At 64.4% G+C, this 26438-nt stretch carries 30 protein-coding genes; 6 read left to right on the top strand and 24 right to left on the bottom strand.

Annotation, left to right across the window (positions count from 1 at the left end; translation table 11 throughout):
- Nucleotides 1–383 precede the first annotated feature (383 nt).
- Entirely contained in the window at nt 384–926 is a 543-nt protein-coding gene (locus tag AC0685_RS37320; RefSeq protein ID WP_478229786.1) for a GNAT family N-acetyltransferase, read from the bottom strand.
- 162 nt (nt 927–1088) lie between these two features.
- Here AC0685_RS37320 and AC0685_RS37315 point away from each other — a divergent pair, with 162 nt between their 5' ends.
- On the top strand, nt 1089–1850 hold the full coding sequence (locus AC0685_RS37315; protein WP_478229785.1) for a transposase family protein: 762 nt from the start codon (nt 1089–1091) through the stop codon (nt 1848–1850).
- Nucleotides 1851–2089: 239 nt separating this feature from the next.
- Here the strand turns inward: AC0685_RS37315 and AC0685_RS37310 are convergent, their stop codons facing one another.
- The 6 genes from AC0685_RS37310 to AC0685_RS37285 form a co-directional block, all read right to left on the bottom strand.
- The gene (locus AC0685_RS37310; RefSeq protein ID WP_478229784.1) at nt 2090–2698 is read right to left on the bottom strand and encodes a hypothetical protein; all 609 of its coding nucleotides are present in this window, start codon (nt 2696–2698) and stop codon (nt 2090–2092) included.
- 639 nt (nt 2699–3337) lie between these two features.
- A complete protein-coding gene (locus AC0685_RS37305; RefSeq protein WP_478229783.1) occupies nt 3338–3964 on the bottom strand; it encodes a hypothetical protein in 627 nt (208 codons plus the stop codon).
- Entirely contained in the window at nt 3964–4185 is a 222-nt protein-coding gene (locus AC0685_RS37300; RefSeq protein ID WP_478229782.1) for a hypothetical protein, read from the bottom strand. The genes AC0685_RS37305 and AC0685_RS37300 overlap by 1 nt, the downstream gene beginning before the upstream one ends.
- Nucleotides 4186–4349: 164 nt before the next feature.
- The gene (locus tag AC0685_RS37295) at nt 4350–5216 is read right to left on the bottom strand and encodes a hypothetical protein (RefSeq protein ID WP_478229781.1); all 867 of its coding nucleotides are present in this window, start codon (nt 5214–5216) and stop codon (nt 4350–4352) included.
- 378 nt (nt 5217–5594) lie between these two features.
- The gene (locus AC0685_RS37290) at nt 5595–5873 is read right to left on the bottom strand and encodes a hypothetical protein (RefSeq protein WP_478229780.1); all 279 of its coding nucleotides are present in this window, start codon (nt 5871–5873) and stop codon (nt 5595–5597) included.
- 47 nt (nt 5874–5920) lie between these two features.
- A complete protein-coding gene (locus AC0685_RS37285) occupies nt 5921–7297 on the bottom strand; it encodes an AfsR/SARP family transcriptional regulator (protein ID WP_478229779.1) in 1377 nt (458 codons plus the stop codon).
- A gap of 18 nt (nt 7298–7315) precedes the next feature.
- Here AC0685_RS37285 and AC0685_RS37280 point away from each other — a divergent pair, with 18 nt between their 5' ends.
- Together AC0685_RS37280 and AC0685_RS37275 are read left to right on the top strand one after the other, a co-directional pair.
- Complete coding sequence (locus AC0685_RS37280) at nt 7316–7606, top strand: hypothetical protein (protein ID WP_478229778.1); 291 nt, start codon at nt 7316–7318, stop codon at nt 7604–7606.
- A 240-nt stretch (nt 7607–7846) separates the two neighbouring features.
- The gene (locus tag AC0685_RS37275; protein ID WP_478229777.1) at nt 7847–8557 is read left to right on the top strand and encodes a hypothetical protein; all 711 of its coding nucleotides are present in this window, start codon (nt 7847–7849) and stop codon (nt 8555–8557) included.
- Nucleotides 8558–8639: 82 nt separating this feature from the next.
- Here the strand turns inward: AC0685_RS37275 and AC0685_RS37270 are convergent, their stop codons facing one another.
- The 13 genes from AC0685_RS37270 to AC0685_RS37210 all read right to left on the bottom strand — a co-directional run bounded on the left by AC0685_RS37270 (nt 8640) and on the right by AC0685_RS37210 (nt 16955).
- Complete coding sequence (locus tag AC0685_RS37270) at nt 8640–9044, bottom strand: pilus assembly protein TadG-related protein (RefSeq protein ID WP_478229776.1); 405 nt, start codon at nt 9042–9044, stop codon at nt 8640–8642.
- The gene (locus AC0685_RS37265) at nt 9041–9454 is read right to left on the bottom strand and encodes a hypothetical protein (protein WP_478229775.1); all 414 of its coding nucleotides are present in this window, start codon (nt 9452–9454) and stop codon (nt 9041–9043) included. The genes AC0685_RS37270 and AC0685_RS37265 overlap by 4 nt, the downstream gene beginning before the upstream one ends.
- Nucleotides 9451–9846, bottom strand: coding sequence for a hypothetical protein (locus AC0685_RS37260; RefSeq protein WP_478229774.1), 396 nt, complete (start codon nt 9844–9846; stop codon nt 9451–9453). Before AC0685_RS37260 ends, AC0685_RS37265 begins: the two co-directional genes overlap by 4 nt.
- Entirely contained in the window at nt 9843–10061 is a 219-nt protein-coding gene (locus tag AC0685_RS37255; protein WP_478229773.1) for a hypothetical protein, read from the bottom strand. The genes AC0685_RS37260 and AC0685_RS37255 overlap by 4 nt, the downstream gene beginning before the upstream one ends.
- Nucleotides 10062–10077: 16 nt before the next feature.
- A complete protein-coding gene (locus AC0685_RS37250; protein ID WP_478229772.1) occupies nt 10078–10944 on the bottom strand; it encodes a type II secretion system protein in 867 nt (288 codons plus the stop codon).
- Entirely contained in the window at nt 10941–11807 is an 867-nt protein-coding gene (locus AC0685_RS37245) for a type II secretion system F family protein (protein ID WP_478229771.1), read from the bottom strand. Before AC0685_RS37245 ends, AC0685_RS37250 begins: the two co-directional genes overlap by 4 nt.
- Entirely contained in the window at nt 11800–13140 is a 1341-nt protein-coding gene (locus AC0685_RS37240) for a CpaF family protein (RefSeq protein WP_478229770.1), read from the bottom strand. The genes AC0685_RS37245 and AC0685_RS37240 overlap by 8 nt, the downstream gene beginning before the upstream one ends.
- Complete coding sequence (locus AC0685_RS37235) at nt 13130–14026, bottom strand: CpaE/TadZ family protein (protein WP_478229769.1); 897 nt, start codon at nt 14024–14026, stop codon at nt 13130–13132. The genes AC0685_RS37240 and AC0685_RS37235 overlap by 11 nt, the downstream gene beginning before the upstream one ends.
- Before the next feature lie 7 nt (nt 14027–14033).
- Entirely contained in the window at nt 14034–14675 is a 642-nt protein-coding gene (locus tag AC0685_RS37230) for an SAF domain-containing protein (protein WP_478229768.1), read from the bottom strand.
- Nucleotides 14668–15333 carry a hypothetical protein gene (locus AC0685_RS37225; RefSeq protein WP_478229767.1) on the bottom strand — a complete coding sequence of 222 codons (666 nt, stop codon included), beginning with the start codon at nt 15331–15333 and terminating at the stop codon, nt 14668–14670. The genes AC0685_RS37230 and AC0685_RS37225 overlap by 8 nt, the downstream gene beginning before the upstream one ends.
- A gap of 224 nt (nt 15334–15557) precedes the next feature.
- On the bottom strand, nt 15558–16130 hold the full coding sequence (locus AC0685_RS37220) for a hypothetical protein (protein WP_478229766.1): 573 nt from the start codon (nt 16128–16130) through the stop codon (nt 15558–15560).
- Nucleotide 16131: 1 nt separating this feature from the next.
- Entirely contained in the window at nt 16132–16791 is a 660-nt protein-coding gene (locus tag AC0685_RS37215) for a hypothetical protein (protein ID WP_478229765.1), read from the bottom strand.
- Nucleotides 16788–16955: a hypothetical protein gene (locus tag AC0685_RS37210; protein WP_478229764.1), complete on the bottom strand. Its 168-nt coding sequence runs from the start codon at nt 16953–16955 to the stop codon at nt 16788–16790. The genes AC0685_RS37215 and AC0685_RS37210 overlap by 4 nt, the downstream gene beginning before the upstream one ends.
- Nucleotides 16956–17245: 290 nt before the next feature.
- Between AC0685_RS37210 and AC0685_RS37205 the strand changes: the two genes are divergently transcribed.
- Nucleotides 17246–17629, top strand: coding sequence for a winged helix-turn-helix transcriptional regulator (locus AC0685_RS37205; RefSeq protein WP_478229763.1), 384 nt, complete (start codon nt 17246–17248; stop codon nt 17627–17629).
- On the opposite strand, the gene AC0685_RS37200 is transcribed toward AC0685_RS37205, so the two are convergent.
- The 3 genes from AC0685_RS37200 to AC0685_RS37190 all read right to left on the bottom strand — a co-directional run bounded on the left by AC0685_RS37200 (nt 17626) and on the right by AC0685_RS37190 (nt 22671).
- On the bottom strand, nt 17626–20298 hold the full coding sequence (locus tag AC0685_RS37200; RefSeq protein ID WP_478229762.1) for an MFS transporter: 2673 nt from the start codon (nt 20296–20298) through the stop codon (nt 17626–17628). The genes AC0685_RS37205 and AC0685_RS37200 overlap by 4 nt on opposite strands.
- A 208-nt stretch (nt 20299–20506) precedes the next feature.
- Complete coding sequence (locus tag AC0685_RS37195) at nt 20507–21325, bottom strand: class I SAM-dependent methyltransferase (RefSeq protein ID WP_478229761.1); 819 nt, start codon at nt 21323–21325, stop codon at nt 20507–20509.
- On the bottom strand, nt 21322–22671 hold the full coding sequence (locus tag AC0685_RS37190) for a helix-turn-helix domain-containing protein (protein ID WP_478229760.1): 1350 nt from the start codon (nt 22669–22671) through the stop codon (nt 21322–21324). The genes AC0685_RS37195 and AC0685_RS37190 overlap by 4 nt, the downstream gene beginning before the upstream one ends.
- Nucleotides 22672–23083: 412 nt before the next feature.
- Here AC0685_RS37190 and AC0685_RS37185 point away from each other — a divergent pair, with 412 nt between their 5' ends.
- Both AC0685_RS37185 and AC0685_RS37180 read left to right on the top strand, forming a co-directional pair.
- Nucleotides 23084–23380 (top strand): hypothetical protein, encoded by a 297-nt coding sequence (locus tag AC0685_RS37185; RefSeq protein ID WP_478229759.1) that lies wholly within the window; start codon nt 23084–23086, stop codon nt 23378–23380.
- 375 nt (nt 23381–23755) lie between these two features.
- Nucleotides 23756–24628: a helix-turn-helix domain-containing protein gene (locus tag AC0685_RS37180; protein WP_478229758.1), complete on the top strand. Its 873-nt coding sequence runs from the start codon at nt 23756–23758 to the stop codon at nt 24626–24628.
- Nucleotides 24629–24859: 231 nt separating this feature from the next.
- Here AC0685_RS37180 and AC0685_RS37175 read toward each other — a convergent pair whose 3' ends face one another.
- Entirely contained in the window at nt 24860–26371 is a 1512-nt protein-coding gene (locus AC0685_RS37175; protein WP_478229757.1) for a toll/interleukin-1 receptor domain-containing protein, read from the bottom strand.
- Nucleotides 26372–26438: the final 67 nt, after the last annotated feature.

Genomic DNA, 26438 nt, shown 5'->3' with positions numbered 1-26438 from the left:
GTAATGAAGACGGTCGCGTGATCGCAGGCAGGCTCGACCTGTGAGCACAAGCCATGATTCTCGCGCGTAGCGGGTCCATCAGCAGACGCTAGTGCCGGATCAAGCAACGAAGAAAGGCTGCTACGCCACCAACCGGCTCCGCAGACCACTTCTCCTAGTGTCGGCACACCGGAGCAAACGGAGACGAAACGGAGCCCAATCGCGATTAACGCCGAGGCGAAATTGCCGCCGAAGGACCAACATCCCTGCAGGTCGGCAACGATGTTGACGTGGTGGGCCGGGTCGGGCTCGAACCGACGGCCAAGGGATTATGAGTCCGCAGCTCTGGCATGCCAGCCAATGAGCCTTTTCCAACCTCACTCTGAACAGGTTGGGAGGAGTGCTCATGGCGTTCCGGGACAATGCTCTGAGCGGAGCAGACCGTAGACGAGCACATCGACATACTCGCCGTGTTGGAAGGACCTGCCGTGCATGACCCCTTCCCGGCGGAACCCCAGGCGTTCGAGGGCTTTCTGCTCGCCGAGGTTACCGCCATTGGTGAGGGCTTCGATTCTGTTCGCGGTCGTGCGGCCGAACAGGTAGTCCACGAGCAGCCTCTGTGCCACCGTGCCCACCCCCTGTCCACGATGCTCGGGTAGCACCCCCACGCCGATCTCGTAGGTGACACCCGAAGGGAAGCCGCGGGGCTTCCAGGTGGCGATGCCGATAACCGTGTCGTCGGCCCGCGCGATCGCAACCGCCGCGGACTCGGCGGAGATATACCCGTCGATCTCCCATCGCTTGCGGCGTGCCCTCGGATCACCGAATCCGGGCCACTCGAACTCGCCGAGCGCATCGGGATCCGTGCAGAGGCGGTCGAGAAAGGCGAGGTCGGCCTCGGTGAACGCCCTCAAGTGGACTGTGTCTGGGCGGTTCGCTGGAGTCATGAAGGCCAGTATCGCGCCCGGAACATCATCCGTCAGGCAGTGAGCACTTCCCAACCTTGTTGCGACAGGCTGGAGTTTGTCGGTCCCCAGGTGCTGAATGTGGCGAAGCTCCTGATAGAGGAGTTCACGACCAAGATCACTCGCTCGACCAGGAGCTTCGCCATGCTTGGCTACCCATCCGCGATCGACCTGTCCAGTTCGCACCTGCGGTTCCTCGCCGGGCACCTGCAACGGCGTCGCCGCGAACGAGGCACTCGGTGGCGCAGGCTACCGGTGCACCGCCAGGCACTGCTCGTGCTCGCGCACCTGCGCTGCGGGGATACCTACGCACGCCTCGCCGCCAGTTTCGGGATCGGCGTGGCCACTGCCTACCGCTACATCCGCGAAGCAGCCGACCTGCTTGCCGCGCTCGCGCCCAAGTCGGCCGACGCGATCCGGCGGATCGCCTTTGTGATCCTGGACGGCACGCTCCTGCCGATCGACCGGATCGCCGCCGACCGCCCCTTCTGCTCCGGAAAGCACCGCAAACACGGGATGAACGTGCAGGTCCTGGCCGATCCGCTCGGCCGTCTGTTGTGGGCCTCGCCCGCCCTGCCCGGCGCTGTGCACGACATCAAGGCCGCCCGTGCCCACGGGATAATCGAGGCACTGACCGCCGCCGACATCCGCTGCTGGGCTGACAAGGGCTACCGCGGCGCCGGCGGCACCGTGCGTGTGCCCTACTGGGGGCGGTGGGCGAATCTCTCCGCAGGCCAGCAGGCGGCCAACCGCTCACACACCCGGATCCGGGCCGTAGGGGAGCAGGCCAACGCAGCCCTGAAGGGTTGGCGTCTCCTGCGCAAGCTCCGGTGCAGTACCACCCGGATCACCAGCCTGGTCAAGGCCGTGACGGTCCTTCACAATGTCACCAGGACGGGAAGTTGAAAAGGGCTCAATGTCCTTGGATGCTAGATTCTGCCAGTTTGTGCAGGTCAACGCGAGTTTGCGTGGGAGGCGAGTGCCGCTGTATGTCGGCCTGTATCGGGCTCTACGTCGGCAACGGAGCCCAATCGGAGTCGACGTGTCCGTCCATTCGGCAACACCTTTTGCCGCCAGCAGGACCGCGCTTCCCTCCCGCTCACCAACGCCGGGGCCGGTGACGGGACCGGGAAGACGCGCGGGCGCTACTTGTACAAGGTCTGGACCTTCGTGAAGGTGATGTCGCCTGTGGTGGTGTTGTCAGCGTTGAACCGGAAGACGACGTTGTCCGCGCCCCCAGCGCGCATCGTGAAGACCGACGTCATCGTCACCGATCCGCCCGCCACGAGTTGCTCCGGTAGGTCGGTGGAGCCGCCCTTCTGAATGGCCGAGTTCGTCGCCTTGGCGTGGTTGCGGCCGTACAACAACTCCGTACGGACGTTGCTCTTCGCCGTTGGGAAGACGAACGTCGCGTTGCCGGTATTCGTGATCTCGGTAGCTATTGTCACCAGGACGTTCTCGGTGGGGCCGGAGTCGTAGACGTTCGAATCCGCGGTCTCGGACTTCGCGGAGATGATCCTGACCTTCAAGCCGTTGGACAAGGTGGCGGCTTCGGCTGCCGGGGTCTCTGACACGGAGGCGTTGTCGACGCAAAAATCCGTATGAGCACTGGCGAAATTCGGGTCAGCGCACTTCGCGGGGTCGAGGCCGGCAGCGTCCTGTCGGGCGCCCGGCGCGGCAGAGCCGTCGCACGCGGCCAGCACGAGGGCGCCGGCCACTACGAAGAGGCCGACCGAGAGTCTTTTGTTGGGCACAGCGGCCCACTGTACGTCACATGGGACGCTTCGAGAATCGTGCCCGATCCAGGAGGAATGCAAGGAATGGCGCCGGGTTGGTCAACCGTCGCCTCTACTGTTGACGACGGCCGGCTCCTCCTCGGAGTCAGATTCCACAGACAGGTGCGATGGTCCCTGCCATTCCGAGCGGACCGCACGTGTCAGGGTCCGTGAGCGCTCAGCACCAATGCCCAAGGCTTTGCGAAGTCCTTCGGCCGAGATCGGCCGCTGGTGCCGCTCCCGATGACGAGCATCCACCTGCTTCGCACGCTCAGCTAAGCCACCGTCAAGCCCCGTTCGACGGTGCATGCGCAGTAGGGTTCTGCCCAACCGCTCGAAGATCCGCGAGTGCCTGCAGCAAGCCGGCCCTACCTCGGACCAGCCGATCAGCAACAACGGTCCCACCGCGTCGAACAGGCCTTGCCGAGCTCTGAACCTCAGGAGCCGCTCCATGCGCCGACAGGTGACGGATGGCCACGAGCAGTGCAACTCGGGTGCTCGCGTCGGCATGGCTGGCCCAGAAGCCCCGGAACACCGACGTTGGTGTTCCGGGCAGTCTCACGTGCGCTCTGGAGCAAGTGCCGCTGCCGACGGGTTTGCTGACGGGGCGCAGGGACGTCAGCAGCCGCCGACGGTGCCATAGTTCCGGGTCAGGGCCGCGGCGTACTCGTCCGGGACAGTCCGATGGGCGAACGTCGGCGGAAGATACGACTGCAAGGCTCCCGAGACTTCCAAGAAAGGCCCGAACCGATCGAGCCATTCATTCCGCGTGGCATCGTCAGGAAACCCCCAGAAGACTGCTATTTCAGGATCTCTTTCACCCCAACATCCCCACTTTCCAGAACCTCCGGTCACCGCAATGACATTCGCGGAAATCGCGATCGAACCCAAGATGTCGCCGTCGGGCTCGTAACCGACGGTGGCCCAGTAGTCATCCTCGCTCGCCTCGACCGGCAACGATATCGCCGGGTACCTCCCGTACTCCGCCACGTAGAACTCGTCACAATCCGGCTGAAGCACCAGAAGGTCGACCAGTTCGTCACCGTGCCACCGGGCCATGGTACTGAGCGCCGGCCAGAAATCCGGCGCCAGAACTGCATCGAATTCACAGAAGAGCGCCTTGTCGGCACCATCCCTGAAAACTTGCCCGGGCAATCTGGCATCAAGATCGAAAAGCGCCGAGCTGCGTTTTCTGATGTCTATGTATTCTTTTTGTTCGAACACTGCCTCGTTCATCTCCACCATCAGTCTTCGCCCAGCCTGATCTTGATGTCGGCCTTCTTGGATCCGGACTGATAATAGTCGGCCGTCCACCCTTCGTGGCTGTTGGCCTTCCCGCGAAGGAAGTACCGCGCCCCGTCCTTCTCGTACATGACGTTCGGGCCCTTCGCGGTACAAGTGAACCCGTTGGCCTCAAGGTTCTTTCCGAACTCCACTGGCCCGACGTCTGTCGCCTTGTTCAACATGCGGGCTCCGGGCTTGGCGACGTCCGCGTATTTCGATGAACAACTGGCTACCTAGTCCTCGTCATCGTCCTCGCTTGTGTCCGGGCCTTCCAGCTCAAGAGCCTCGGCCGCCGGGCGGGCCATCGGATGGGCGCAGCGTCACTGATCAGATCGGCAGGCGCGCGTCAGTTCCTCGACCGGTATTTGCGAAGCTTGGTGATGGTTACGTCAAGCGAACCAGCAAGGGCAGTCAGACGACCGTACTTCTCTATGTACCTCTCGACGGTATCCCTGTCAGAGTGCACGATTGCGGCCTGAACAGTCCCGGTGTCTCCACCGACCACACCTACTGAGACTCTCCGCTCGCCGAAGATAAGGTAGTCAAACTCCTCTCGAAGCTTTGCCTCCGAATGTAAGACGATCTTGATGTGCAGTTTTTTGGCCAGGTCCTTCAAATGTGCGAGCATCACGTCGTCGCCAAATGCATCAATATCCCTGAAGAGGTAGATGCGGGTCACATCAACCCCTCGCTGTGTCGCGTCGATATGCGCCTGCACGGATGCCAGATAACGCAGATCGGCAATCTGGGCATGAGCCTTCTCTGCTGAGACCGTCGAGATCGGGCATGTGGACCTGAGCACTTCACCCTTGCGAAGCTCATCGATGGATCTAATATCATCCTCGAAGACATCGTTGATTGACTTGAGATAGTAGGTGCCAGCCGCAAGCTCATCAAGTTCTTTTCGCAACTCGGCGTTCCGATTGAGAACTGCACTATCTTTCCTACCCCACTGCTGGATCCGCGTTAACCTCTGTGCGTCTTGTTCGATATTAGCCATACTTTGCGATATCTCGCTCAGCTTCAGCCTGACGCTCAGAACGACGGAAACGGAGATTCCGATTAGTGAAACCACGAGTGCGTCTTTCACGGCAGCGGACTGTGGCCAGAAGTAGCTGACCATGGCAATCGCCAATGTAATGACGAGCCCAATGATCAGACCGGCAAGCGCCGGCGACTTCGGCGCGGAGTTTTGCCTGCGATGCTTCCTCATCGAGCACGACCTTCCCCTGCGTGCTTGCCGACCACTGCGGCCGGATAGGTGCAAGACAGGTTAGCGCCAGCGTTGCCCAGCCGCGATTCAGGGCCGGGCGTAGCAGAGGCATTCGACGGGAGACCGTGCCGGAACGTCGACGCGATAGCGGGTCGACTCACTTGACGGGCCCTGCCTGCCGAGTGACTCTCGCGAGCACAGCCGAGCGGGGCGCCAAGGAATTCACCTGTCCGCAGTGCACGGAGTGGCGCCGCGGCACCGCGCCATATGGCCGTCCGATCGAAGAGTATGGCCGAACAACCAAGCGAACCCTCGCGGCTTCTCGAAGCTGTAGGGGACTTCCCACCTTGAAAGCCGGAAAGTCCCCTACACAAACCACTAGCACCAGCCGACGTTCCACCGGTCGATCTGGTATGACATGCCGCCGCCCCAGAGCGTTGCCCAGATCTGGAAACCGCCGAAGTCGTGTATGTCGTACAGGCCCTGTCCTTTGTTGGAGTACCGGAGGATTACACCGTGGTACCACAGTGGCGTGTTGTCCTGGGTAATGCACTGGTAGAGCTCCTCGCGGGGGGACGCCGAAGCTTCGACACCACTGAATCCCACGGCGCCCGCGCAGGCGAGGCCGGTGAGAAGAATTCTTGTCGCGATAGACATGGGTTCTCCTAACGGTCTGTTGCCTTCGAATGGAGGCGTGACCATGCCTATCGCGACGTATTCGGGTGAGTGCAAGGTAAATCGCTGGTGAGTCTGCCTTCACCAGGGCCGAGCAGGGCTTGGACGAGCGCGGAGGTTTCCTCGTCGAGGTCGACATCGAGAGCGGCTGCGAGGTCAGTCAGTTTGTCGGCGGTGGCTTTCACCGCGGCGAGGTTTCCAGCCCGGTGTTCTACGCGGAGAAGGTCTCGATGGAGGAGTTCGCTGACGGGTTCGGCGAGGAGACCGCGCAAGATCGCACGGCGTGCCGCTGGCAGATCGCCTGTCTGCTGGCAGGTTTCGGCGAGGGTGTGGGCGACGTCAACAATGGCGTCGATCATTTCTTGCTGGTGCCAAGAGTTCCAAGCGTATCGGCCATGCCCGATGTTGCTGAAGGGCATGCCGGCGACGAGCTCCAGTGCTGCTTCGAGCTGAGCCCGCCGATCGATAGAGTCACGGCTGGCGCCAAGGGCGGCGAGTCGCCGGAATCGATGCCAATCGCTGTTCATCGACTTCGACAGGCGATAGCCGCCTCCGTTGGCTTCAATGTTCGGAAGGTAGAGGTCGCCGTTCTCGTCGTGGCCGAGCCAAGTCCGCAGGCGGGAGATATAGCCTTGCCGGGTCGCCGGAGACCAGGGACGGGTGTCCGTTCCGAGCTGTCGGGAGATTTCGTCGGCGGTCGCGCCGGGATGGAGGAGCAGGAAGGCGGCGAGTTCGGTGAGCCGGTTGATCTTCTTGCCTTCGACCTTCGTCGGGTCGACGTTGTGCAATCCGACCGGTCCGAGAAGTCTCAGCTCGGGTCCCGTTGCCGACGGTGGGTGGGCCGGGACATCCGGGTAGTCGTTTGCGGGCACTTGCTCGGCGTTGGCCTCGGCAGTGAGCGTCGCGACGAGTTCTTCCGCCTGGTCGACGGTCAAGCGCTGGAGCTCGACTTCGATGCCAAGATCGTCAATCAACGTGGACGTCGCAGAAACATCGAGCCTCCAGCCATTCGGGGCCGACTTGCCCGCGGCGACCACGGCGACAAGGTACTCATGCTGCTTCACGTCGAAAGGTTCAGCGGACAGGACGACATCCGTTGGCGTCGTGTCTACCTCGGAGAACTCGTCCACCGAAGTGAAGTGACGAAAGCGACCAGGGTTGTACGCAGCGGTTGAACAACCGAAGCCGACCAACGTCACGGCGAGGGACTCGGACCACGCTGACGTCGCTAGTTCCCAGGCCATGGCCAACAGGACCGGCTCGACTTCTTCCGCGGTCCCGTCGAGTGTGATCGTGCCGATCTCCGCAAGGTTGACCATGACAAGGTCACGGCGAGGGTCGTGGCCGAGTGTGACGAGGGCCGGATAGGGTGCCGTAACTCCGGTCAGCTCATCTGCATCCGGCAAGTCAGCGAGGGATTCGCTGTGTCCCTGGGGATACAGGACCAGGCCGCGCGTGCCTACCACCGCCGACCGGACGGCTGGCAGCGAGGTGCCTTCCGCTCGGACACGACGGGCGAGATTGCGCAGCGAGAGGTCAAGTGCCTCAGCGGTGGCGGGTTCTTCGGCTTTCCTGAGCGCGGTCTCCAGATCCGTGGCCGGTGGACGGCGGATTCGCTGTCTCGCACGACGACGTCGTTGAGCGAGCATCCTGCGCCGCGCGACGGTCGCCAGAATCCCGGCGGCAAGAAGCCCTCCGAGCCCAACAGCGACTAGGGGTACGACATTTTCGTCGCTGCTGGGCGCGACCTCGATGGGCGCCGGAGCAGGGGTTGGTGCTGGTGCTCGCTCCGTCAGAGGCGAATTCGGTTCCGGGGGCAGGGCAACAGGCGGGGCCGGCACTGGTTCGGGTCCACAGCCAGGTGAAGCGGCCTGCGCAGATGCCGAGCTTCCAGATGCTGCTCCTCCACCATGTACAGGCGGGGCCGGTTCAGGAAGTTGAAGGACGTCGCCGGGATGGATCAGATCTGGATCATCCAAGTTTCGACCTCCGGGCAGCGGCCGACCTCGGTTGAGTTCGAAGATCTCGACGTATCGGGAAGCCGAGCCGAGGTGCTTCTGCGCGATTCGGGTCAGCGTGTCACCTACGCCGACGACGACTTCGACGCACTGTGGTTCGGCAGGCAGCGCGAGGCGCCAACCAGGCTTGATCAGGTCGATACTGCGGAGAGCCTCTCCGTCAGCCTGACGACGACCCTGATTCAGATCAAAGATCTCCTGGTAGCGACTCTCGTCCCCGAGCTGTTCGGCCGCGATGCTCATCAACGAGTCACCAGGAACGACTACGTACCCACCTACCACCAGAGGATCAGCCTCATCCGCGGTCTGGTGACTTCTCTGTCCGAAGACCTGCGGGGTAACGATGGAAGCCGGGGCGGCAGACGGCGAGGCCTTCGCAGCCGTCGTGCCGACCAGCAGGCCGAAGAGGACGCCGGCCACGAGTCGTTGAGCCCAGCGGACTCCGGGCAGACGCGGCGCGGCCACTCCACGCGCGAGTGCGACGCATTCGAGCACGACGGCGACGACGAGCTGCAACCAGGCGATCACCCCGGCTACCGCCACCACGAGAAGGAACACCTGACCGGTGTCTCGCTCGGTGATCCAAGCGACGACTTCAGGGAGGGCCGGCATGTGGTCTGGCAGGAACACCGACCTGAACGTCCATAGGAGAAGCGGCGGCCCGACGATGAGCAGAACGAGACCCGAAACACCGAGGAGGATTCGCACGAACCTTCTCATAGCGGCTCTCCTATCCGTGGGAAACCAGATCGGCGATGCCGTGCCCGCGCACGGAGAACTCCGCAACTCCGACGATGCCGAGGAAGATCGTGGTTTTGGTGATCGTGGTGTCGACGACGATCCGGTTGCCCCGCACGGCAACGGTTCCGGCAGTGCCCGTCGCCGCGAGGTAGCGCTCTGCTTCAGCGACGGCTTGCTGCGGGTTGACGTCTGCAACCTGGCCAGCGGCGAGAGCCTGCACGCGGAGCGCCTGCCCGGCCGCGCGCGCGGCCTCTTCGGCGATCGACGTCGCCTCCGAATGGGCTTGGGCTTTGCGACTGCCGTCGACCGCCCACCCGATAGCGATGATCAGGGCAATACTCAACCCGACTAGCCACACGGAGACGGAGCCGCGTTCCCCACGCAAGCGGATCATCGACGGGCTCCATAGCGATCGATCGGTGATCGGAACTCGGAAGCGGTGAGTCGCGTACCCGGGATCATGAGATCGCCGAAGGTGATCTCACAGCTGACGGTGGCGATAACGTAGCCGGTCTCGCCCAGCGGTTTGGCGAAGTCTCGAGCATCGACAGCAATATGGAGGTTGTCGCAGTTCAAGCCCTGCTGAGCGATGACCGCTCGCGCCCGCGCCTCGGCTACCGACGCCGCGGCATGGCCGTCGCGGACGATGGAAGCCGCACGTGCGGCAGAGCGGGCTGCCTCGTCCACCGCGGATTCCGCGGTGATGACCCGCATTCCGACCAGCGCGAGACCGAAAAGGACGATCAACGCCGACACGCCGATCACGACTTCGACGTTCACATCGCCGCGATCCCCGCGCTTCATGGCGTCAGCTGCTCGATCGGCCCGGACGCACGTTGGCTCACCGAGAACCGCGCGAACGGTACGAGTGAGGCGGCCTCGGCGGTGACGACGACCGTGACGTTCCGGCCGTCGCTGGTGGCTTCGGCGTTCACATTGGACAGCCAAGTGCCGGTCACCCGGCTGACGTAGTTTTGTGCGTGCTGCTCAGCGGCTGCCACGTCGACAGGCGGCAGCCGTACGGCGTTGACGCCATCTCGCGCCGCTTCCAAGGCCACATTCCGCCCCAGGAAGAGCACAACGACCTGCAAGACGAACCACGTGACCAGCAGAAGTGCTCCTAGGCCGAGGACCGCTGACACGTTCTCGTCGCCGCGCTCGCCGGTCAGCTGAGTAACGCGGCGCCGGAGGTTCATTGCCCTCCGATCAGCGGCAGCTTGCCGTTCACGAAGGCCGTGACCGCCCCGGCGATCGCGGTTGCCAGCACGAGACCGAGTACGGCGTAGATGGCTTTGGTGATGTTCTCGTCGCCGCGTTCACCCTCGCGCACGAACTGCGCTCCGCGCTTCTGCAAGACGCATCCGATCGCGAGGAAGGCGAACTGCAGGCGGACCACCACTGCTTTGAGCATGGACTTCTCCTCTGTTTCAGGTGCCGAGCATCGTGAAGATGCCGGGGAAGGCGAGAAAGACGATGAACGCCAGGCCCATCACGGCGATCGGCATGTCCATCCGATCTGAACGAATCGACGAGCCGGTCTTCTGATCCGCCAGGCCTTGCTGGGCGATCGATGCCGCTTTCGAGCGCAGGGTGTCGGCGATGCTCGCTCCGCCCTCGCCGGCGCTGGTGATGATGTGGCCGAGATCCCTGAGTTCACGAACGCCCAGCTCATCGGCGAGGCGTTCAAGACCTTCCCACGGCATCCGGCCGCGCAGGGACGCTTCGTTCATCGCTAGCCGGATCCGGTGAAACGCCCAGCAGTCACCTAACGAGGCCGGGTAGCGCATCGCTTCGACCGGGCCGCGGTCGCCGAGACGCCCGAGGGCGACGAGGTGCGCGTAGGCGACCAGGGAACCTCGGAACGCGGCGCGTGCCTTCTGCGCCTTGGCGCGCAGCAGGAGCCGCGGAAGCGCCCAGCCGAATGCTGCCGCGCACAGCGACATCGCTCCCGTCAGGAAGACCGGTGCTCCAGCACCGAGGACGGCAAGTGCGGCGCTCGTCAGCGGAACCACCAGTGCTCCGGCGGACGCACAGGCGATGCGGTTCAGCATGAAGGATTCGCGTGTCTGGCCGACAAGGTCGAGATCTGTGGTCGGCACCCTCGCTCCGCAGCGGTCGGCGAGTCGGATCACCGCTCGCAGGGCCGGTTTCAGCGACGAGGTGTCTGAGACGACAGGTGGACCGTTCAGGACATCGCTGAGACGGAGACGTCCAGGCACGTATGCCGCGACGATCAGTGTCGTACCACCGGCGATCCCTAGCGCCAGCAGGATGAGTTGGCCGAGCGTGCTCATGTCCGCCGCCGAGTCCGTGCCGACAGGAACCGGGCGGCAGGCGGCTCGAGGCCTAACTGCCGTAGCCATACCGCGGAAGCCCCGACCAGACCGAGCACCACAGCCAGGACAACCTGCCCGACCGGTGTGGCATAGGCCGAGGTGTACATCGAGCTACCGAAGAGAGCAATCCCCACGAACATCGCCGCCCAGATGCCGAGCAGGACTCGCGCGGTAGACCTCCTCCGGGCCCGTTCGGACTCCGCGGTCCGACGAGCGACGATGTCCTCGGCAACCTGACGAGCGAGCGCACGCAGCAGACCGGCGACACCTGAGCCTTGGCGGTGTGCGACGCAGAGGCCGGCCACCGCGGCATCCCCGATCTGGTCGTCGATGTCGTCGGCGAACTCGAGCAGAGCTTCCTGCACATCCCACGTCCGCAGGCGGTGCGCCAGCGTGGTCAGCTCGCGGGCGAGGCAAGCAGGCGCTTCGCGGGTCGAACTCTGTACGGCGCTGACGAGCCCCGTGTTGCCCGCCGTCATGACGTCGCTGAGACGTCGCAACCAAGTCTCCAGCGCTTCCAGTCGCTCAATGCGCTGCTTGGCGATCGCTCCCGCCGAGAAAAGCCATGGCAGGAAGACGATGAAGCCCGCGATGGCCACCCCGGCGATCGGCCAGCCGGAGACAAGCCAGACCACAGCACCGGCAGACAACGCGAGCGGTCCTCGCCATCGCAGGCCACGATCGGTACGACGGCGCCAACGCCGCATCGTCGGCTGGAAGGCGACCCTCTGCCGCCGTCCGAAGCCGAACGCTCCGGCGACGACGAGAGCCAGGCCGCCGACGAGACCGACACCGAGCAGAACAAAGACGAGTTCAGGCATGGACCCACTCCCCGTCACTGCCACAGGTCAGCCAGTTCCGGTCGAACCCGGCGCGCTCGTAGTCCTCGATGTCAGTCGGCAGATTCCCACTAGGCACAGAACGACGGCCTGCAACACGTTGGAAGACGTAAGTCCGCGCAGGCCGCCCATACTCACCGGCCTCGATGGAGACGATCTCGGCAACGTAGCGATCGAGACTGCTTCCGTCGGCGACGAGTTCGACGTGCACGATGAGATCGATCGCGTGTGCCACGGTTTCGTGCGCCAGCTCGGGGGTCCACGCCGAGTTCCCCTCAAGACATAGGCGGACCATCCGATTGATGGCGTCCCCCGCGTTGCGGGCGTGCAGTGTGGAGAGCGAGCCCGATCCGCCCGTCGAAAGCGCGTCGAGCATCGGGATGATCTCGCGGCCGCGGACCTCGCCCACGATCGTGCGCGTGGTGTGCATGCGCAGCGACTGCCAGACCAAGTGCGACAGGTCGGCGACGGTGCTGCCGGACCGCTCCGAATTACCGACCCGTTCCTCGAAAGCGACCACGGCAGGAAAGCGATCACGATGCCGATGCAGGCCGAGTTCGAACTCGGTCTCCAGTGTCGCGAACCGTTCGTCCGGAGGGATCTCCCAGCAGAGGGCCCGCAGGAGCGTCGTCTTCCCCGCCCGTTGCCTGCCGCAAACGACGATGTTCTTCTCCGCTCGCACCGCCGCGCGCAGGAGGGCGAGCTGCGCCGTCGAGATCATCCCCCGCTTGCGGAGGTCCGCCAGCCCGGTCTTGGACAGCCGGTGCCGTCGGATAGAGACGTGCGGGCGGTCACTGACTTCGATGGTGGCGGCCAGGCGTTCCCCGCCCGGTAGTTCCATGTTCAGCAGCGGTGACGTGCTGTTGATGGAGCGCTCGGTCCGGCCGTGGCGGGCGGCCAGGCGCTGCAGCCAGCGGAGCAAGGCTTCATCGGTCGGTGCGATCCGGGGTGCGCGCATGACCGTGCCGTCCGCGTAGGACAGCCAGACGGGCTCATTGCCGATGATGTCGATGTTCTCGACGCCGTCGTCCGCCAGCAACGGTTCCAGCCGTCCCAGGCCGAACATCTCCGCCATCACGGCCTGCTTGACGAACCACTCCTTGCCGGGATCAAGGAACGGCCTGCCTCGACCGGCCCACTCCTTGATCGCAGCCGAGAGGACTTCGTCGATCAGTTTTCCTGCGAGCGCACGCTCGAAACTTCCCGATTCCTGCTCGCTATGGCGCGCCATCTCTTCTTCGACCTGTTTCGCGAGGTCCTGTTGGACACGGTCGACGAGTTCGTCCGCTCCCGCGAAGTCCTGCTCAACCAACATGGCGGTCCCCCTCGCCAGCAGATGCGGCAGGCCGCGGAATGGAGGGCGGTGGCGGCCTCCGCACGAGTTCACGTCGTGGCCTCTCTTGCCTGGCGGGTGCCTGCACAGGGGTCGCCCGCCCTCGAAGCCTTCGCGACCGTGTGAAGGCTCGCTTGCCGATTTCGAACCCGAGCTTCCGGGACGTTTCAAGCAACGACGAGGTCTCGAAGCGTTTGCCTGGCCTGAACGTGTCCGTGAACTGCGTGGCGGAGGACGGATCCCAGGGCATCTCACCGACAACCGGCAGACCGAGTTTCGCGAACTGCCTCTCGATCTCCTTGAGTGGAAACCCAGTGGGAGTAGCCGCAACAACGACCACCAAGCCGTCGTCCGCTGTGCTGAGCAGGCCGATCTCCTCGCGAATCAAGTCCACAGAGGACGACAATGCTCGGAGCGAATGTCGGTCGTTGCGTACGACCAGCACCGTCAGGTCGGCGTTCCCCAGGACGGCATGCGGCATACCGCGAGAACGGAGCCGACCACAGTCCGCTAGGACGTCGACCGACTCCCAGGTCCGGAACGCCAGCGCCAGTCGCTGCCATTGCAGGCTTTCCGCAATCCGAGTCGTTTGCGGCCCAGGAAGGAGAAAGTGTCGTCCGGTGCCGTCCGGCAGCGTGATCGTCTGCTGCCACAACGCCTGCTGCAACGGCATCGTCCGCGCGGCCAGCATCGCCTCGAACATCCCTCGGTGGCCGAGGGAACCGCCCGGGTCGAACACCGCCAGCGCCTGGCCGCCGGACGGATCGCACTCCGCGGCGACAGCGTGCCGCGGCCATGCCCACGTCAAGGCCAGCGTCGCGGCCGACGTTCCCGGACTTCCGCGTAGGGAAGTGAATGTGATCAGCATGGTTCGCTCAACTCCCCGGCAGCAGAACGATCGCGACCGTGCCCACGGATCCCTTGGTCGCGAGCTTCGGGCCCTGGTGCTCGGCCACGACGACGTCGACAACGCGGAGTCCGGTCTGATCTCGCTCCCCCACGCGGATGACCGTCCCTTGCACGGGTTCCCAGGTTTCGGCCGCTGTGCCGCCCTGGCCCGACGGAACGAGGAGAACAGGCTTCAACGGCTCCAGCGGAGTCGCCGGGAGCTGAGCCGGCTTGACGGCGATACCCAGCAGTTGCTCCCCAGGCCTTGGTGGGAGCTCTCCTCTGACCGCCTGCGCGGTCAGCACGCTCCCCGGCCAGAGATTCGTCGTGGCCTTCCGCCCGATGAACTGCGCCCTGTCCTTCCACAGCACGGGTGTGAGGCCAGGATCAGGTCGGACCTGAACCTCGCGCACGGAGCTGTCGAGCACGACCTGCCCAAATCGGACAGGAGCGGCGACACCGACCGCGGCGATCGTCGTGTCGACGTTCCGGTAGATGAACACGGTCCCGGTCGCGCACAGCGCAGCCAGTACGAGACCCACGAGGATCAGCAGCTTCGAGGGGCGCCGCCGAAGTGGCCGGACCTCCGGCGCGAGCGGTGGCTTCTCGAGTTGAGCCGGGTCATTCATGGCCACCCTCCCCAGAGTTCAGCGTGCGGATTTCACGGACGGGCAGTCGAGCATTCGAAGTAAGATCCATCGACTCGGAATCGGACATCCCGCCGCCGGACCAGCTGATCTCCCAGTGGCCCGTCGCAGCGATGGAGAAGGCGCCGGACGGGGCCTTTGTCAGATAGACGTGCCCGCAGTCAGGCGACGCGAGGCCAGCTCTATCTTCGGTGAACGGTGTGCCCGGTCCAGCACAAGCTTTCGTCCCACCGTCGCCCATCGACCAGGAGATGCGAGCGAGCTTGGCAGTAGCCGTCACGCTGACGGTCCCGGCGGTGGCTGTTCGAGTGACCGGGCCGGTGGTGGCCTCACTTCGTACGCTCCACATCCACACCGGAAAGCCGATCGTGGCTCCGTGCGGCGAATCGGCGGGCGGCGCCAGCCTGATGTCGGGCGCGGAGAGTCCCATCTGGTCGATCGCCTGCCGAGCGAGTTCGGCAGGCGACACCTGCGGTACGACGGGGGCCTCGGCCCCGTTGGGCACGTAAGCCACGCGAGCGTCGCCCGGATAGCCACCGCCGGGGCCGCCGACGCCACAGATCATCACGACGAGCCGCCCCTTCGACGCGTCCTTTCCCGCCCACATCGGGTCGCCGCTCGCCGGCTGGGGAATCGCCATCGGAACGCATTGCGGAGCAGGTCCAGCACGCTTTGCCGGGTTTGCTGGTCCTGTCCACGGCTGGCCTCCCTCGCGGCCCGGCCGACCGGGATCGGTCGCACCGACCCAGCAGGTCCCGCGCACCCCTGAGGATTGGCAACCGCCTGGGCCTGGCGCCGGGCCAGCCCACGCCGTCGCTGGGGTGAGCATCGCGGCCACCAGCAGAGCCGAGCCGACCGTCTTCGTCAGCATGGCTTCTCCAAGGCGGCTTCGACGACCTGGACCAGCCACCGGTCGTTCAGGCTGGCGTATCGGACGACCTCGGCACGGAACTCGTACCGCCGCGGCTGGTCCGGGTTGTCGAGAACCCGCCCTTGTTCGCCTGGCTTGTCGCTGACCAGGTGAAGTCCAGTCCTATCCAGGCAGTCGGTGATCTTGATCCTCGGGTCGCGCTCATCGAGCGACACAGCGGTCACCGCAGGGGAACGCCGGTAGTCACCTTCCATATGCGATGGCACGGAGGCCAGGTTTTGGATTTCCGCGAGGTGACGCGTCAGCTCCGGGTCGACGAGGTACTCGCCCAGCGCTGAGCGCCAGTCCTTCGACCGCGGTGCCTTCTCCGCTGCGGTGCTGACGCGCCAGTAGCCTTCGTAGGCCTCGAGCCCTTTCTGCTTCGCCACGTCCTCAGCTGTCTGGGCTTGACTTGACGTCGGGGACACCGGAGGTGCGGCCGGCGCGGCCGAGGGCGTATTTCCGCGCTCGCTGCACGCGGCCGTGGTAGCCACGACAAGCAAGACGATCACGAGCTTGGACTTCATTTCATGCTCCCCTGAGACTGATGATCACGGACCCGCTTGCCGCGGCCAGAGCCGGACCGATGTGTTCGGAGTCGACGATCACGTCGACCACGACCGCCCCTTCAGAGTCAGGTGATCCGACCCAGGCGACTCGGGCGGCGAACGCGTTTCCCTCCGACGGGTGGGAGTCACAGGGCAGTGCTTGCGGCAGGGGCGACACACAGACCTGCGCATGCGACCAAAGAGGCTGGCTCGGTCGGTGGCCGGCTTCGACCCGCAGGCCGACTACTTGAAACCCGGCTCCCGGCACGCCCTCCGGTATGAGGCTGTCCGAGGCGAGGAGCGTCCCCTTCTGAAGGCCGACGGCAGGCGCGCGACCGATGACAGCGGCTCGGTCGGCCGCTCGGATGAAGCGCACGTCGTGGTCAGGGACCAGCTCGACAGTGGCCAGATCTGATTCGGTGAACGGCTGAGTCGCGCCGACATACCTGGCGAGCACAAGCGCGGGCACCGCCCTATCCCTGAGGACCGCGACGAGATGGACGATGACCAGAGCGAACACCAGAGCGACAACCACCGTGGCGAGGTTGAGCCAACGCGACGAACTCCTCGACGGCGGCCTCGGATCAGACACGCGTCGTCGAGCTTTCCTCAAGCGCTCGGTGAAATCGGTGACGGTCATCCTCCGACCTCGGCATCCAGATCGGCGGGATCCACCTGCTCGATGACGCGCCGCCAGATCCGGCACTCGTCGCACCAGACGTACCGGCTTAACAGTTCTTCGTCGTCGTCGCCCGCGGGGAGCTTCGCTCGATCACCGCAGTCGAGAACGTATTCGGCTGACATCCGGCCTCCCTCCGTGAACCTGTATGAAGGCGAAGGCCGGCTGGAGCTGCCCGAGGTGCTTGCGAGTTCCTCGAGCTAGGGGAGGGTGTCCAGCCGGCCTTCGTTTCTTTCTCCTGCGTCGCCAGGCAGTCCGTTCCTGGCAAATCAGGAATACCGCTTTCCGTCCCGGTGAGGGCAAGGTCAACACCGGGTGAGCCTTGGCTCATCAGGGCTTTTGTCACTCGTCTGGGTGTAGGAATGAGTAGAATTGCTCGCGCGCAAGCCGTCGCGAATCGTGTTAGCTGGTCGGTATGGAGGGGTGGGAAATTCCGTACCGGCACAGCGTCCAGACCGCATTGGATCTCTTGAGGGGCAGGTGGACCGTCGCCGTATTGGCGGGGCTTGCTCGCGGCGAGACGCCTTTCAAGGAATTGCAGGCCTCGATCAACGACGTCGAGAAGCGCACCGACCGAGACCGCATGCTCTCGAACCGAGTGCTGAGCGACACCCTGCAGCGTGCTCGCGAGGACGGGCTCATCGAGCGGCACGCCGAATCGGGCAATTTCGCGACGGTCTCGTATGTACTCACCCCGACAGGACGCTCGTTGCTCCGCGCCGTCAGGCCGTTGGCCGAGTGGGCTCAGGTTTACCAAGCGGACCGCCAAGCTGACGAGGTCGACCGCCGAGGCGCTTAATACGTCTTGGCGGCGTCCGTCCGGCGAGGGTCCGGAATCACCGAACGAACCCTGTCCCGGCCCGCATCCTTGGCCGCGAACAGGACGTTGTCCGCCGCCACGAGCACATCGTTGAGGGCTTCGCCCGCTTCCGGGTAGGAAGCTACGCCAATTGAGACACTAAGGCGCAAATCTCCCAATTCGTCATCGAACCTCATCTCCCGAACCGCCTCGCAGACACGGTCCGCGATGCCCGCCGAGGCAGCCGTATCAGCGCTCGGCAGCAGAACGACGAACTCTTCTCCTCCGAATCGGGCGGCGATGTCGTAGGACCGAACGTTCCCGACGATCGCCTGCGCGATCTCGCGCAGAACCTTGTCTCCGACGATGTGTCCGTAGGCGTCGTTGACCGACTTGAACTTGTCGACATCGATCATCAGCACGCCGATCGGCGCATGATGACGCCGAGCCTTGGCCACCTCGTTCTCCGCGAGGGTCTTCCAGGTCTCGGCGTTGAGCAGGCCGGTCTTCCTGTCCGTCGTCGCCGCGGCTTCGAGCTGCCGAACGAGAACGCTGCGTGTCAGCACGTACAGCGGCAGCATGACGAAGACCAGCGCGAGCGGATGCCAGACCATCAACAACGTAACCAGGACGCCGACGCACAACGTCGCGAACTCGAGGCTGTTCTCGCTCCAGCTGCCGACCAGTGTCCCGACCGAACGCTTGCCGGGCGACAACGCGATCACCCCGGCGACCAAAGCCGAGTTCACCAGCCAATAGCAGACGACCACCACGGCCAGACCCAGCAGTGCGCCGTCGTCGATACGTTCGACGGCCTGGACGCTGGGAAGCCAGCGGGCCACCGCGATGGCCGAACAGCAGGAGACGACCACCGAGCTCGCACTGAACACCACCCGGTAAAGGCACATGCCGGACACTCGGCGCCAGCTGCGCCACCACATGTGCCCGTAGAGGATGACGGCGGTCGCTGCCGCCAAGGCCGGCGTGACCAGCAAGGCCGCCGCGAGGGTCCATACCGAACTCATGTTGACGTGCGGAGTATCGGAGAACCGGCGCCGCATCTGCTCGACGGCTCGGGTCACTTCCGCCGCGAGGAGACCGAGCACTACGAGGACGCCGAACCGGGAGAGATCGGCTCTGCTCACCAGCGTGAACCCGTCCAGCAGAAGCGTGAGGGCGATCGCGGCGATCTCGACTGCCAGAACGAAGGCGATCACCCGTCCCTGCAGCGACCAGAGCTTCCACCGTGTGACATTCCAAATACGTTCCGTATCGCCTGAGGCCTCACTGGCCACATCGGAGTCTCTGACCTGCATACTTGAGTCGCTTGCGTCCCCAGGCGGTCCTCCGGCGGACGCCGTCGTCGGGGTGTTCTCAGCGGGTGGGCCGTCCAGGCAGTCCGTTCGCTGGGAGGAGGGTTCATCGATGACCAACAAGGACTGGTGATCTCGCGCGTCCTCATTCGCTGAACCACGCTCGCTCCCGGCTCGCCGCCGGGAGCGGGTCAGGACCCACAGCACGCTGATCCCGGCCGCCACTCCGATCGCGACGGCACCCGCCGCGGCAACGGCTCTGAACGGCCCGAATTGCTGGGCGGCCAGCCCGCCGCCCAGGATCGCGATGCCCTGCGAACACTGCAGGCACGTCGACATCCGACCCATCACTCCCCCGCGCCGGGCATCCGGCACCAGGTCGACGACGACGGTCTGCACCTGGATGAGGAAGGCGGTCGAGACGGCGCCGGACGCGGCCCAAAGGACGATCGAAGCGACCACCCCCGGTTCGAAGACGCAGGCGGCGAGAGGCAGGCCGGCCACCACCGCGAAGAGCAGCGCGGTGAGCGGCGTAGCGGGCAAGCGAAACCGCGTCGTGAGCCAGGCGCCGATGGCGCTCCCCAGCGGGTCGGCGGCGAGGAGCAAACCGATGCCGAAGGCGGAGATCCCCAGCGCGTGTCCGTACGGCACCGCCAAGCCCTCGGGTACGACGTAGACGCCCACCAGCAGGACCAGGGCGTAAAGCAGAACCCACGTTCGGGCAGGCGCTTGCGCTGGCTCCTCTTGTTCGGTGTCGGTTCGGCTGACCGACCTCGCCGACACGCCCTTGAGGATGATCACGGCGCTCAGCACGAAGGTGCCCGCGTTCACCAGCATTCCAAGGTGCGGCTCGACCAGCGTCAGCACGAGCCCGCCGGATCCGAAAGCGACCACCTGCGCGACCTGACCGGTGAACTGCCGCAGTGCGAGCCCGGCTGGGAAGTCCTCCCGTCCGAGAACCTGCGGCAGCAACGCGGACTGCGCCGCTTTGAACGGGCACGCCGCCGCGCTGAGCACCGCGACGCACACCCACAGCACAGGCAGCGGAAGCCCCGGCAACGCCATCGCCGCCGCGAGGACCGCGCGAACTACGTCGGTGACGACCAGGATCGCTCGCCGCGGATACCGGTCGGCGAGACCGGACAACAGGAAGCCACCGAGCACAGCTGGAATGAAGGTCAAGGCGTACGTCAACGCGGTCAACGCCGCGGACGAGGTCTCCTTGAACACCAGCAACGACAACGCGACCCGGGCGATCTGGTCGCCGCCGATCGACAGCAGCTCGGCGACCCAAAGCGCCCGGAATTCCGGGTTCCGCAATGGCACGGCAAAGCCGGCACGGCGGCGCTCCGCCATATCCGTTCCCCCTACACGCAACTCCCAGGCGACAACTCAGCATGCGGTCGCGCAGTCACGCTCCCGCCGGACTGACCATGCCGGGTCGTTCGTCCCTCTCCCGAAACTCACGGTATGCCCGGAGTGTCGCCACGCGACCACGATCAGCGACTTTTCGCCCGTTTGTAGTACGCGGCTACCCAAGGTGATCAACTTGTGAGTTGCCTGGTCAGAGGCGCTTTCGCGCGATGATGACGCCGCCGCGGCACGAGATCGTGAACTCGCCGTGCCGGTCGATGTGCCGGACGAGCAGCTCATGTGCACGATCGATCGTCGCGTCGAAGGGAACCCCGCCTTCGTCGGCCCAAGCCCGATACGAACGGAGGTGCGCGAGCACAGGTTCGGGCTCGCGGACGGTGATCACGCCAGGAAGATCGACGGCGGTGACCTGTTCGAAGTACGGCTCGAGGAGGCGCGGAGCGTCTTCGAGCGCGAACCGTTCGCTGAGTGCCACCCGCCTCGGCCCGTTGTCGATGCCGAGGACGTCGCCGGCGGCGGCTGACCAGAGGTCATCCAGCTCGACCTTGTCGCTGCGCGCGTTCGTCGACACGAACACGAGGCCGGCGGGAACGAGCGCACGGCGGATCTCTTCGAGCGCCGCAGGCAGGTCGGCGACGTGGTACAGCATGTGCAGCGCCAGGACGACATCGAACCGTCCTGACGCGAACGGCAGGGCTGACGCGTCCGCCGCCACAGTCGGCGGCGGCAAGGGCGCCAGGATTCCCGGCGAGATGTCAGCTCCGATCACGAGCGTTTGGGACCGCTCGCGGCGGATGCGGTCGAGGAACTTCCCGTTCCCGCAACCCAGGTCGAGCACGCTCGTAGCTGAAGGCGGCAGATGGTCGAGGACGATGCCGGGCAGGTCGTAGCGCGGCTGCTGCCAGCTGTACAGCGACTGCCGGGCGGCCAGGTCGGCCTCGTCCTTGTACGCACTTCCAGCAAGCTTGGCACGGCTCGTCGTGTCCACGCCCTCAGGTCGCGACGTCACTTCGCGACCACCGCCGATCCCGGCGGAAGCGCGGGTGGCGGCGCGCAGAACTCCCGGATCTCGTTGCGCAGCCCCTTGGCGCGGGCCGTTGTCAGGTACTTCGTGGAGCTCAATCGATCCCCGATGTCACGGGCCCTCTTGACGATGCTGGCCGTTCGGCGCACCTGAGGCGCGGCGAGAACGGGAACCAGGTAGGACTGCGTGGCATCCAGATCGCCCAGAACCATATGTGCACCAGCCAAATCGAGGCGGGCAGCGAAGATGTCTCCCGCGGAACGATCGGCGGGGGCCGCCACCTGGTAGGCGTCGAGCGCGAACTGCGACTTTCCGATGGCCTGCTTCGCCAGGGCCGGACTGCTCTTCAAGGTCAGCAGCGTGGTTCCGGCGTACACCGACTGCTTCGCCGCGGGAAAGGTGAAGACGCCGGAGTACTCGTCCATGGTCGCGTCGGCGCGAGCGTTTTCCGCGACATCGAGCGCGGTCAGCGTTCCTTGTTCGTCACCGCGTGCCGCGCAGGCCCGCGCTTCGAGACTCGCCAAGCGAGCTCCAGTCGTTCCACGGGGCCGGAACAAGGCACCCTCCCGTGCCCGTTCGACAGCGTCCTCGAGCCGGTCGTCCCAGTAGGCGATCAGGCTTTGGAGCGCCTTGATCCAGCCGAGCATGTCCTGATGTCCGGCCAGTTTGGCGTACAGCCACGCGGTCTGGGCGTGGATGTCGGCGGCGCGGTAGTCGCCGAGGTCCAGCGACACGTGTGCCTGCAAGCCGCCGAGCCTGCTCGCGTGCAGATAGAGGTCACGAAGTTGGTTCGGGATCCGGTTGCTGTCGAGCAGCCTGAAGACCTCTTGGCGTAGTTCACGAATTTCGCCGAAGACATCGACCAGAGGCCGGGAGATGTAAGCAGCGGCGATCCTGCGAATCTCGGAGTCGAACTGCTCGACAGCCTCGTTCGTCGTTCCCGAAGACGCGATCATGCGCGCTGTCCGCGCGGCATCGCGCGCGTCCTCGGCGACTGCCTGCCGGCTGAGCTCTGCATCTTCAACCCCTTCTGGTGAACTGGTCGGTACCGCAGCTCGCCCCAAGCGGCGACGAACCTGTTGCTCCTCCTTGGCTTCACGCCAAAGCGCGCACAGCCACCCTGCGGCGCCAAGAGCCTGATCGAGTGCCTCGACGAGGTTCTGCGACGGAAGATTCCCACCGGCCCGCTCGGCCATGGAAACGTAGTTCCGGGTGTACCCCACCCGCTCGCCCAAGCCGGACTGACTCAAGTCGGCCGCACCCCGAAGCCGCTTGATTTCTCCAGCGAGACGGGCGTGCGCCGTGTTGGCTGTGACACTCTCGTCGGCCATGTGGTCTCCGGCTCTGCCAGGGGGTAAATGAGGGTAAATACCAAACGTAGCGACGTTACCCCGTTACGTAACTATAGCGGTCGCGCCAAAGTAGTGACAGCCCAGGAAAGCCACTCGCGTCCGGAGGTCAGCAATGACGACAACCGTCTGCAAGAGCTCGAAGCGCCACGACTCGAAACGCCAGATACCGTTCTGGCTGACCAAAACGCGAGCCAACCCATCGCAGGATCCTGAACCCGTCCAGTTGTATAGCTTGCTGACGCTGTATCTCGCCGTGCACGCGCCCTTCCCAGACACCGACCCGCTTCACGGCCGATGCTCGTGCTGCGGACAGTTCTGGCCGTGCGTTTCCGTCCGGTTGGCCTACCGGCTCCGCGAAGGCTTCTGAGCGAATGCCGTCCAGGAGGCCGCCATGTCGATGTTCTGGTCTGTCAGCGCTGCCGCAGTCACCGTCTGCCTGATCTGGCTCATCGTCAGCCAGATCAGAAGGCGCCGCCGAATCCACCTATTCCAAGGGCAGCCGTACTGGGCGGCTTTGGCCATCGTCGCCAGGGTCAGACGGCAGCGAAAGGATGAGGAAATCGAATGGCCTTCGGCCGAGCCTGAGGTGCTGGACGACGAGCCGACCGAAGTCATCGTTCTCCCGCCACAGCCACGGCCGTACCTGGAAGCCCTACTTCCGCTGTCACAGGAAACCAGGAGGCCGTAGGGCGGCTTGCCGAGTAGCCCGAACAAGACTTACCCATTCCCGTGACAAAGCCGAGGCGGGTGACCCGGTCATGGAAGAACCACCATCGATCCGGTCGTGGAACTGTGTGATCGTCGACAGCGACAGCCCGTTGGGCAAGGTCGCCTCCTCGGTATGCGACCTGACCGCACACCTGCCCGATCCTGACGTGACGTTCCTCTGCTCTGTCTGCTTTGGCAAGCAGTGGCCGTGCGAACGGTTTGACGTCGCGGCAAGGGAAGTGCTCGCCGCCCGGCTCTCGCTGGCAGCACTCGTCCCTTCCGAACTCCACCACCGACTCTGGCCACAAAGTCCTCAGTGGCCGGGAGCAAGCCCGACCTGAGAAAGTGATCCATCGTGTTCAAATCGGCACCGAAACCACCGCCACAACCCAGGCGCGTCGAGGAGTCCACAGCCAAGAGCCGAGAGCTCGGCGCCGCGTTGCGGCGCGTGCGAGAAGCTTCCAACCTGGCTCAAGTCGATATCTGTCGCCCACTCGCCTGGGGAGCTCCGAAAGTCTCTCGAATAGAGAGCGGACAACGCGAGGGATCTGTTCTAGAAGTCGTCGCCTACTTGGCGAAAGCCAAGACGGCACCGGCCGAGTTCGATCGCCTGAAGAAGTTGGCCGAGTCACCAGCCACTGGCTACGATCTCCAGCGCCACCCGGAGAACATGCCCGATCTGCTCCCGACCTTCGACTTCCTGCACGCGAGCGCCAAGACCATGACGTTCTATGAACCGTGCCGAATCCCTTCACTGCTACAGACCGAGCAGTACGCGGAAGTGATCCTGCGGCACAACCGGAACCCCAAGGACTTCCTCGTCAAGGAAGCCGTGCATGCACGGCTCTCGCGTCAGGATGTACTCAAAGGCATGAAGCAAGGCTTCGACACCACCTTCTACATCGACGAGTCCGCTCTCTACGATCCGGCCATGCACGACGTCTTGAAGGAACAGCTCCTTCAGTTGATCATCACCTCTAGCGTCCCGCACTGCCACGTGCACATCATTCCGTCCGACAGCTTCGACGAAGATCTTCAAACGGCGTTCGGCTTCTTCGAGGACTACGACGGCAACTCCGTCCTCTCCGTTCACACCGCCACCGCAATGTTGGTACTGGAAGACACCGACGAAATGGCGCCGTATCTGCGAAAAATGAACGAACTCCGTGAAACTGCTCTGAGTCAGCGCGAATCCACTGAGAAGGTTAACTCGGCAGTTCGCCTGTGAGATACAGCATTCGCGTAGCCGTATCGCCGCTCGATCTCACTCTGCCGAGGCACAGTCTCGTTCTAACGGCCAAGGTTGTCCAGACAACTGGTCGGCCCGTCAAGGACGAGCAGGTCCCACTCGGCTCGAGAACGCGGCGACCAACGCCGCGACGACCACGCCCTCCACGAACGCGACCAGCCAAATCGCCACGGAACGATTCGTGGTATCCGTCACGACAGACCTACGATCTTACCAACGAGAACTTGCTATCTCCCGAAAATGCGCAGCGTAGTCGTTCGCTGCAGTCTTAGCTCGCTCGAGATCGCCGCCAAACAGACCGGCCTTTAGTGGCGACCATGATGATCCATCGGACTCGATTTCAGCGGAGACTGCATCGACAAGTCCTGAACCGAACCTTCCACGCCACGTGGAACGCCCGAACCATCGGGATCGCCCAGCCCATGTTCGCTGCAGGTTAGCGGCAGCGCGAACATTATCGATGTCCTGAGAGATGATTCCGAGCATTACTTCGGTCTGGTCGAAGGTTTCGTCGTACGCCGCGTCGTCCGCAAATTGGTCAGCGAAATGAGCGCGAAGAACCGCGTGCAGCCACTCTGCGACAGGCGTGTAGTATGTGCTCTTCTGTTTCTGCGTGAAAACACTGAGAGCCGTTCGCGGATCCTCGCCGACCTGAGCTACCCGAGCAATGACGTTTGGCAGCAAGTGACTGTGATCATCGAAGGGAGTCCAGGGATCCTCCGCGCGAACGAGGGGGTCGCGACCTTCTCCGTATCGCTGCGGCACGGAGACGTCGACAAGCAGTGTCTTCAGGTTGTCCCATCGCCCCTGCCCGATAGCCGCGAGGGCGACAGTGAACGTGGCGATCAGCGCGGGTACGTGCCTTAGATTCAGCAAGGCCGTGAGTCCGCCTTGCGGTTTCGCGGCCTCGCCGGCTACGGCACGCAACCCAGACACCCATGGATTCAAGGTTTCTTCGTCGCCCCAGCGGGCGGCAACCTGGAGCGAGGCGACGAAAGGCTGTGCCAGCTGACAGTACGATGCGGCGATCTCGGCGCATCGCACCAACTTGTCCTCGTTGGTACCGCTCACGAGCTGAGTCGGGAACTGTTCTTCATCCCGCATGGCTGCCAGGAGGCGTCGCGTCTCTTGCGAGATGAGATCGTCCAACTCGATACGTTTCCGTGGATCGGGAATCATTTCCTTGGTCAAGCGGCGCATTGTAGCCGGGCGGTTGGCAGCGTCCGCCTCGGCGAGTGACGCCTGCACCGTCGCCGAGTCTGGACCGGTGGCGCCCATGATCTTGCCGATGGCGCTCGTCAAGGCGATCATGTTGACCAGGTACTGATCGCCGAAGAGATCGATGTAGTTGAGATCCCTCAAAGTACGGTCGGCACCGAGATTCCACTCCGGGATGTCGCCGTCGTCGAAGCGGACCGGGATCAACCACGTCGTTCCGGGCGGGTATAAGCGGAACTCTTCAGCCGCGAGTGTGAGTTCCTCGTTCATGTACGACTTCGGCTTGGCCCGAGACTGCTCGGAGAAGCAGGCTAGGAAGACCAACGAGCCAGCCCGTATGGCCTCGCGTACCTTCGCTCGCCACTGTTCTCCGGGAGCCAGCGAGGTCCGATCACGCCAGTACGGAATCTGCGCCGCCTCGAGTGCCTGGCACAGCTTGTCGACCTGCTCCGAGTCCTCGCGTACATAGGAAACGAAGACATGCTTGGCCTCGCCGGTCGTCATGTGGTCGAGCATACTTCGGGACTCCGACAGACGTGCGCGGACTGCGGCTTGGTCAGTCCCACCAGCA

The organism is Amycolatopsis sp. NPDC043889 (assembly GCF_056435645.1).
This window is presented reverse-complemented; position numbering and strand designations above follow the sequence as displayed.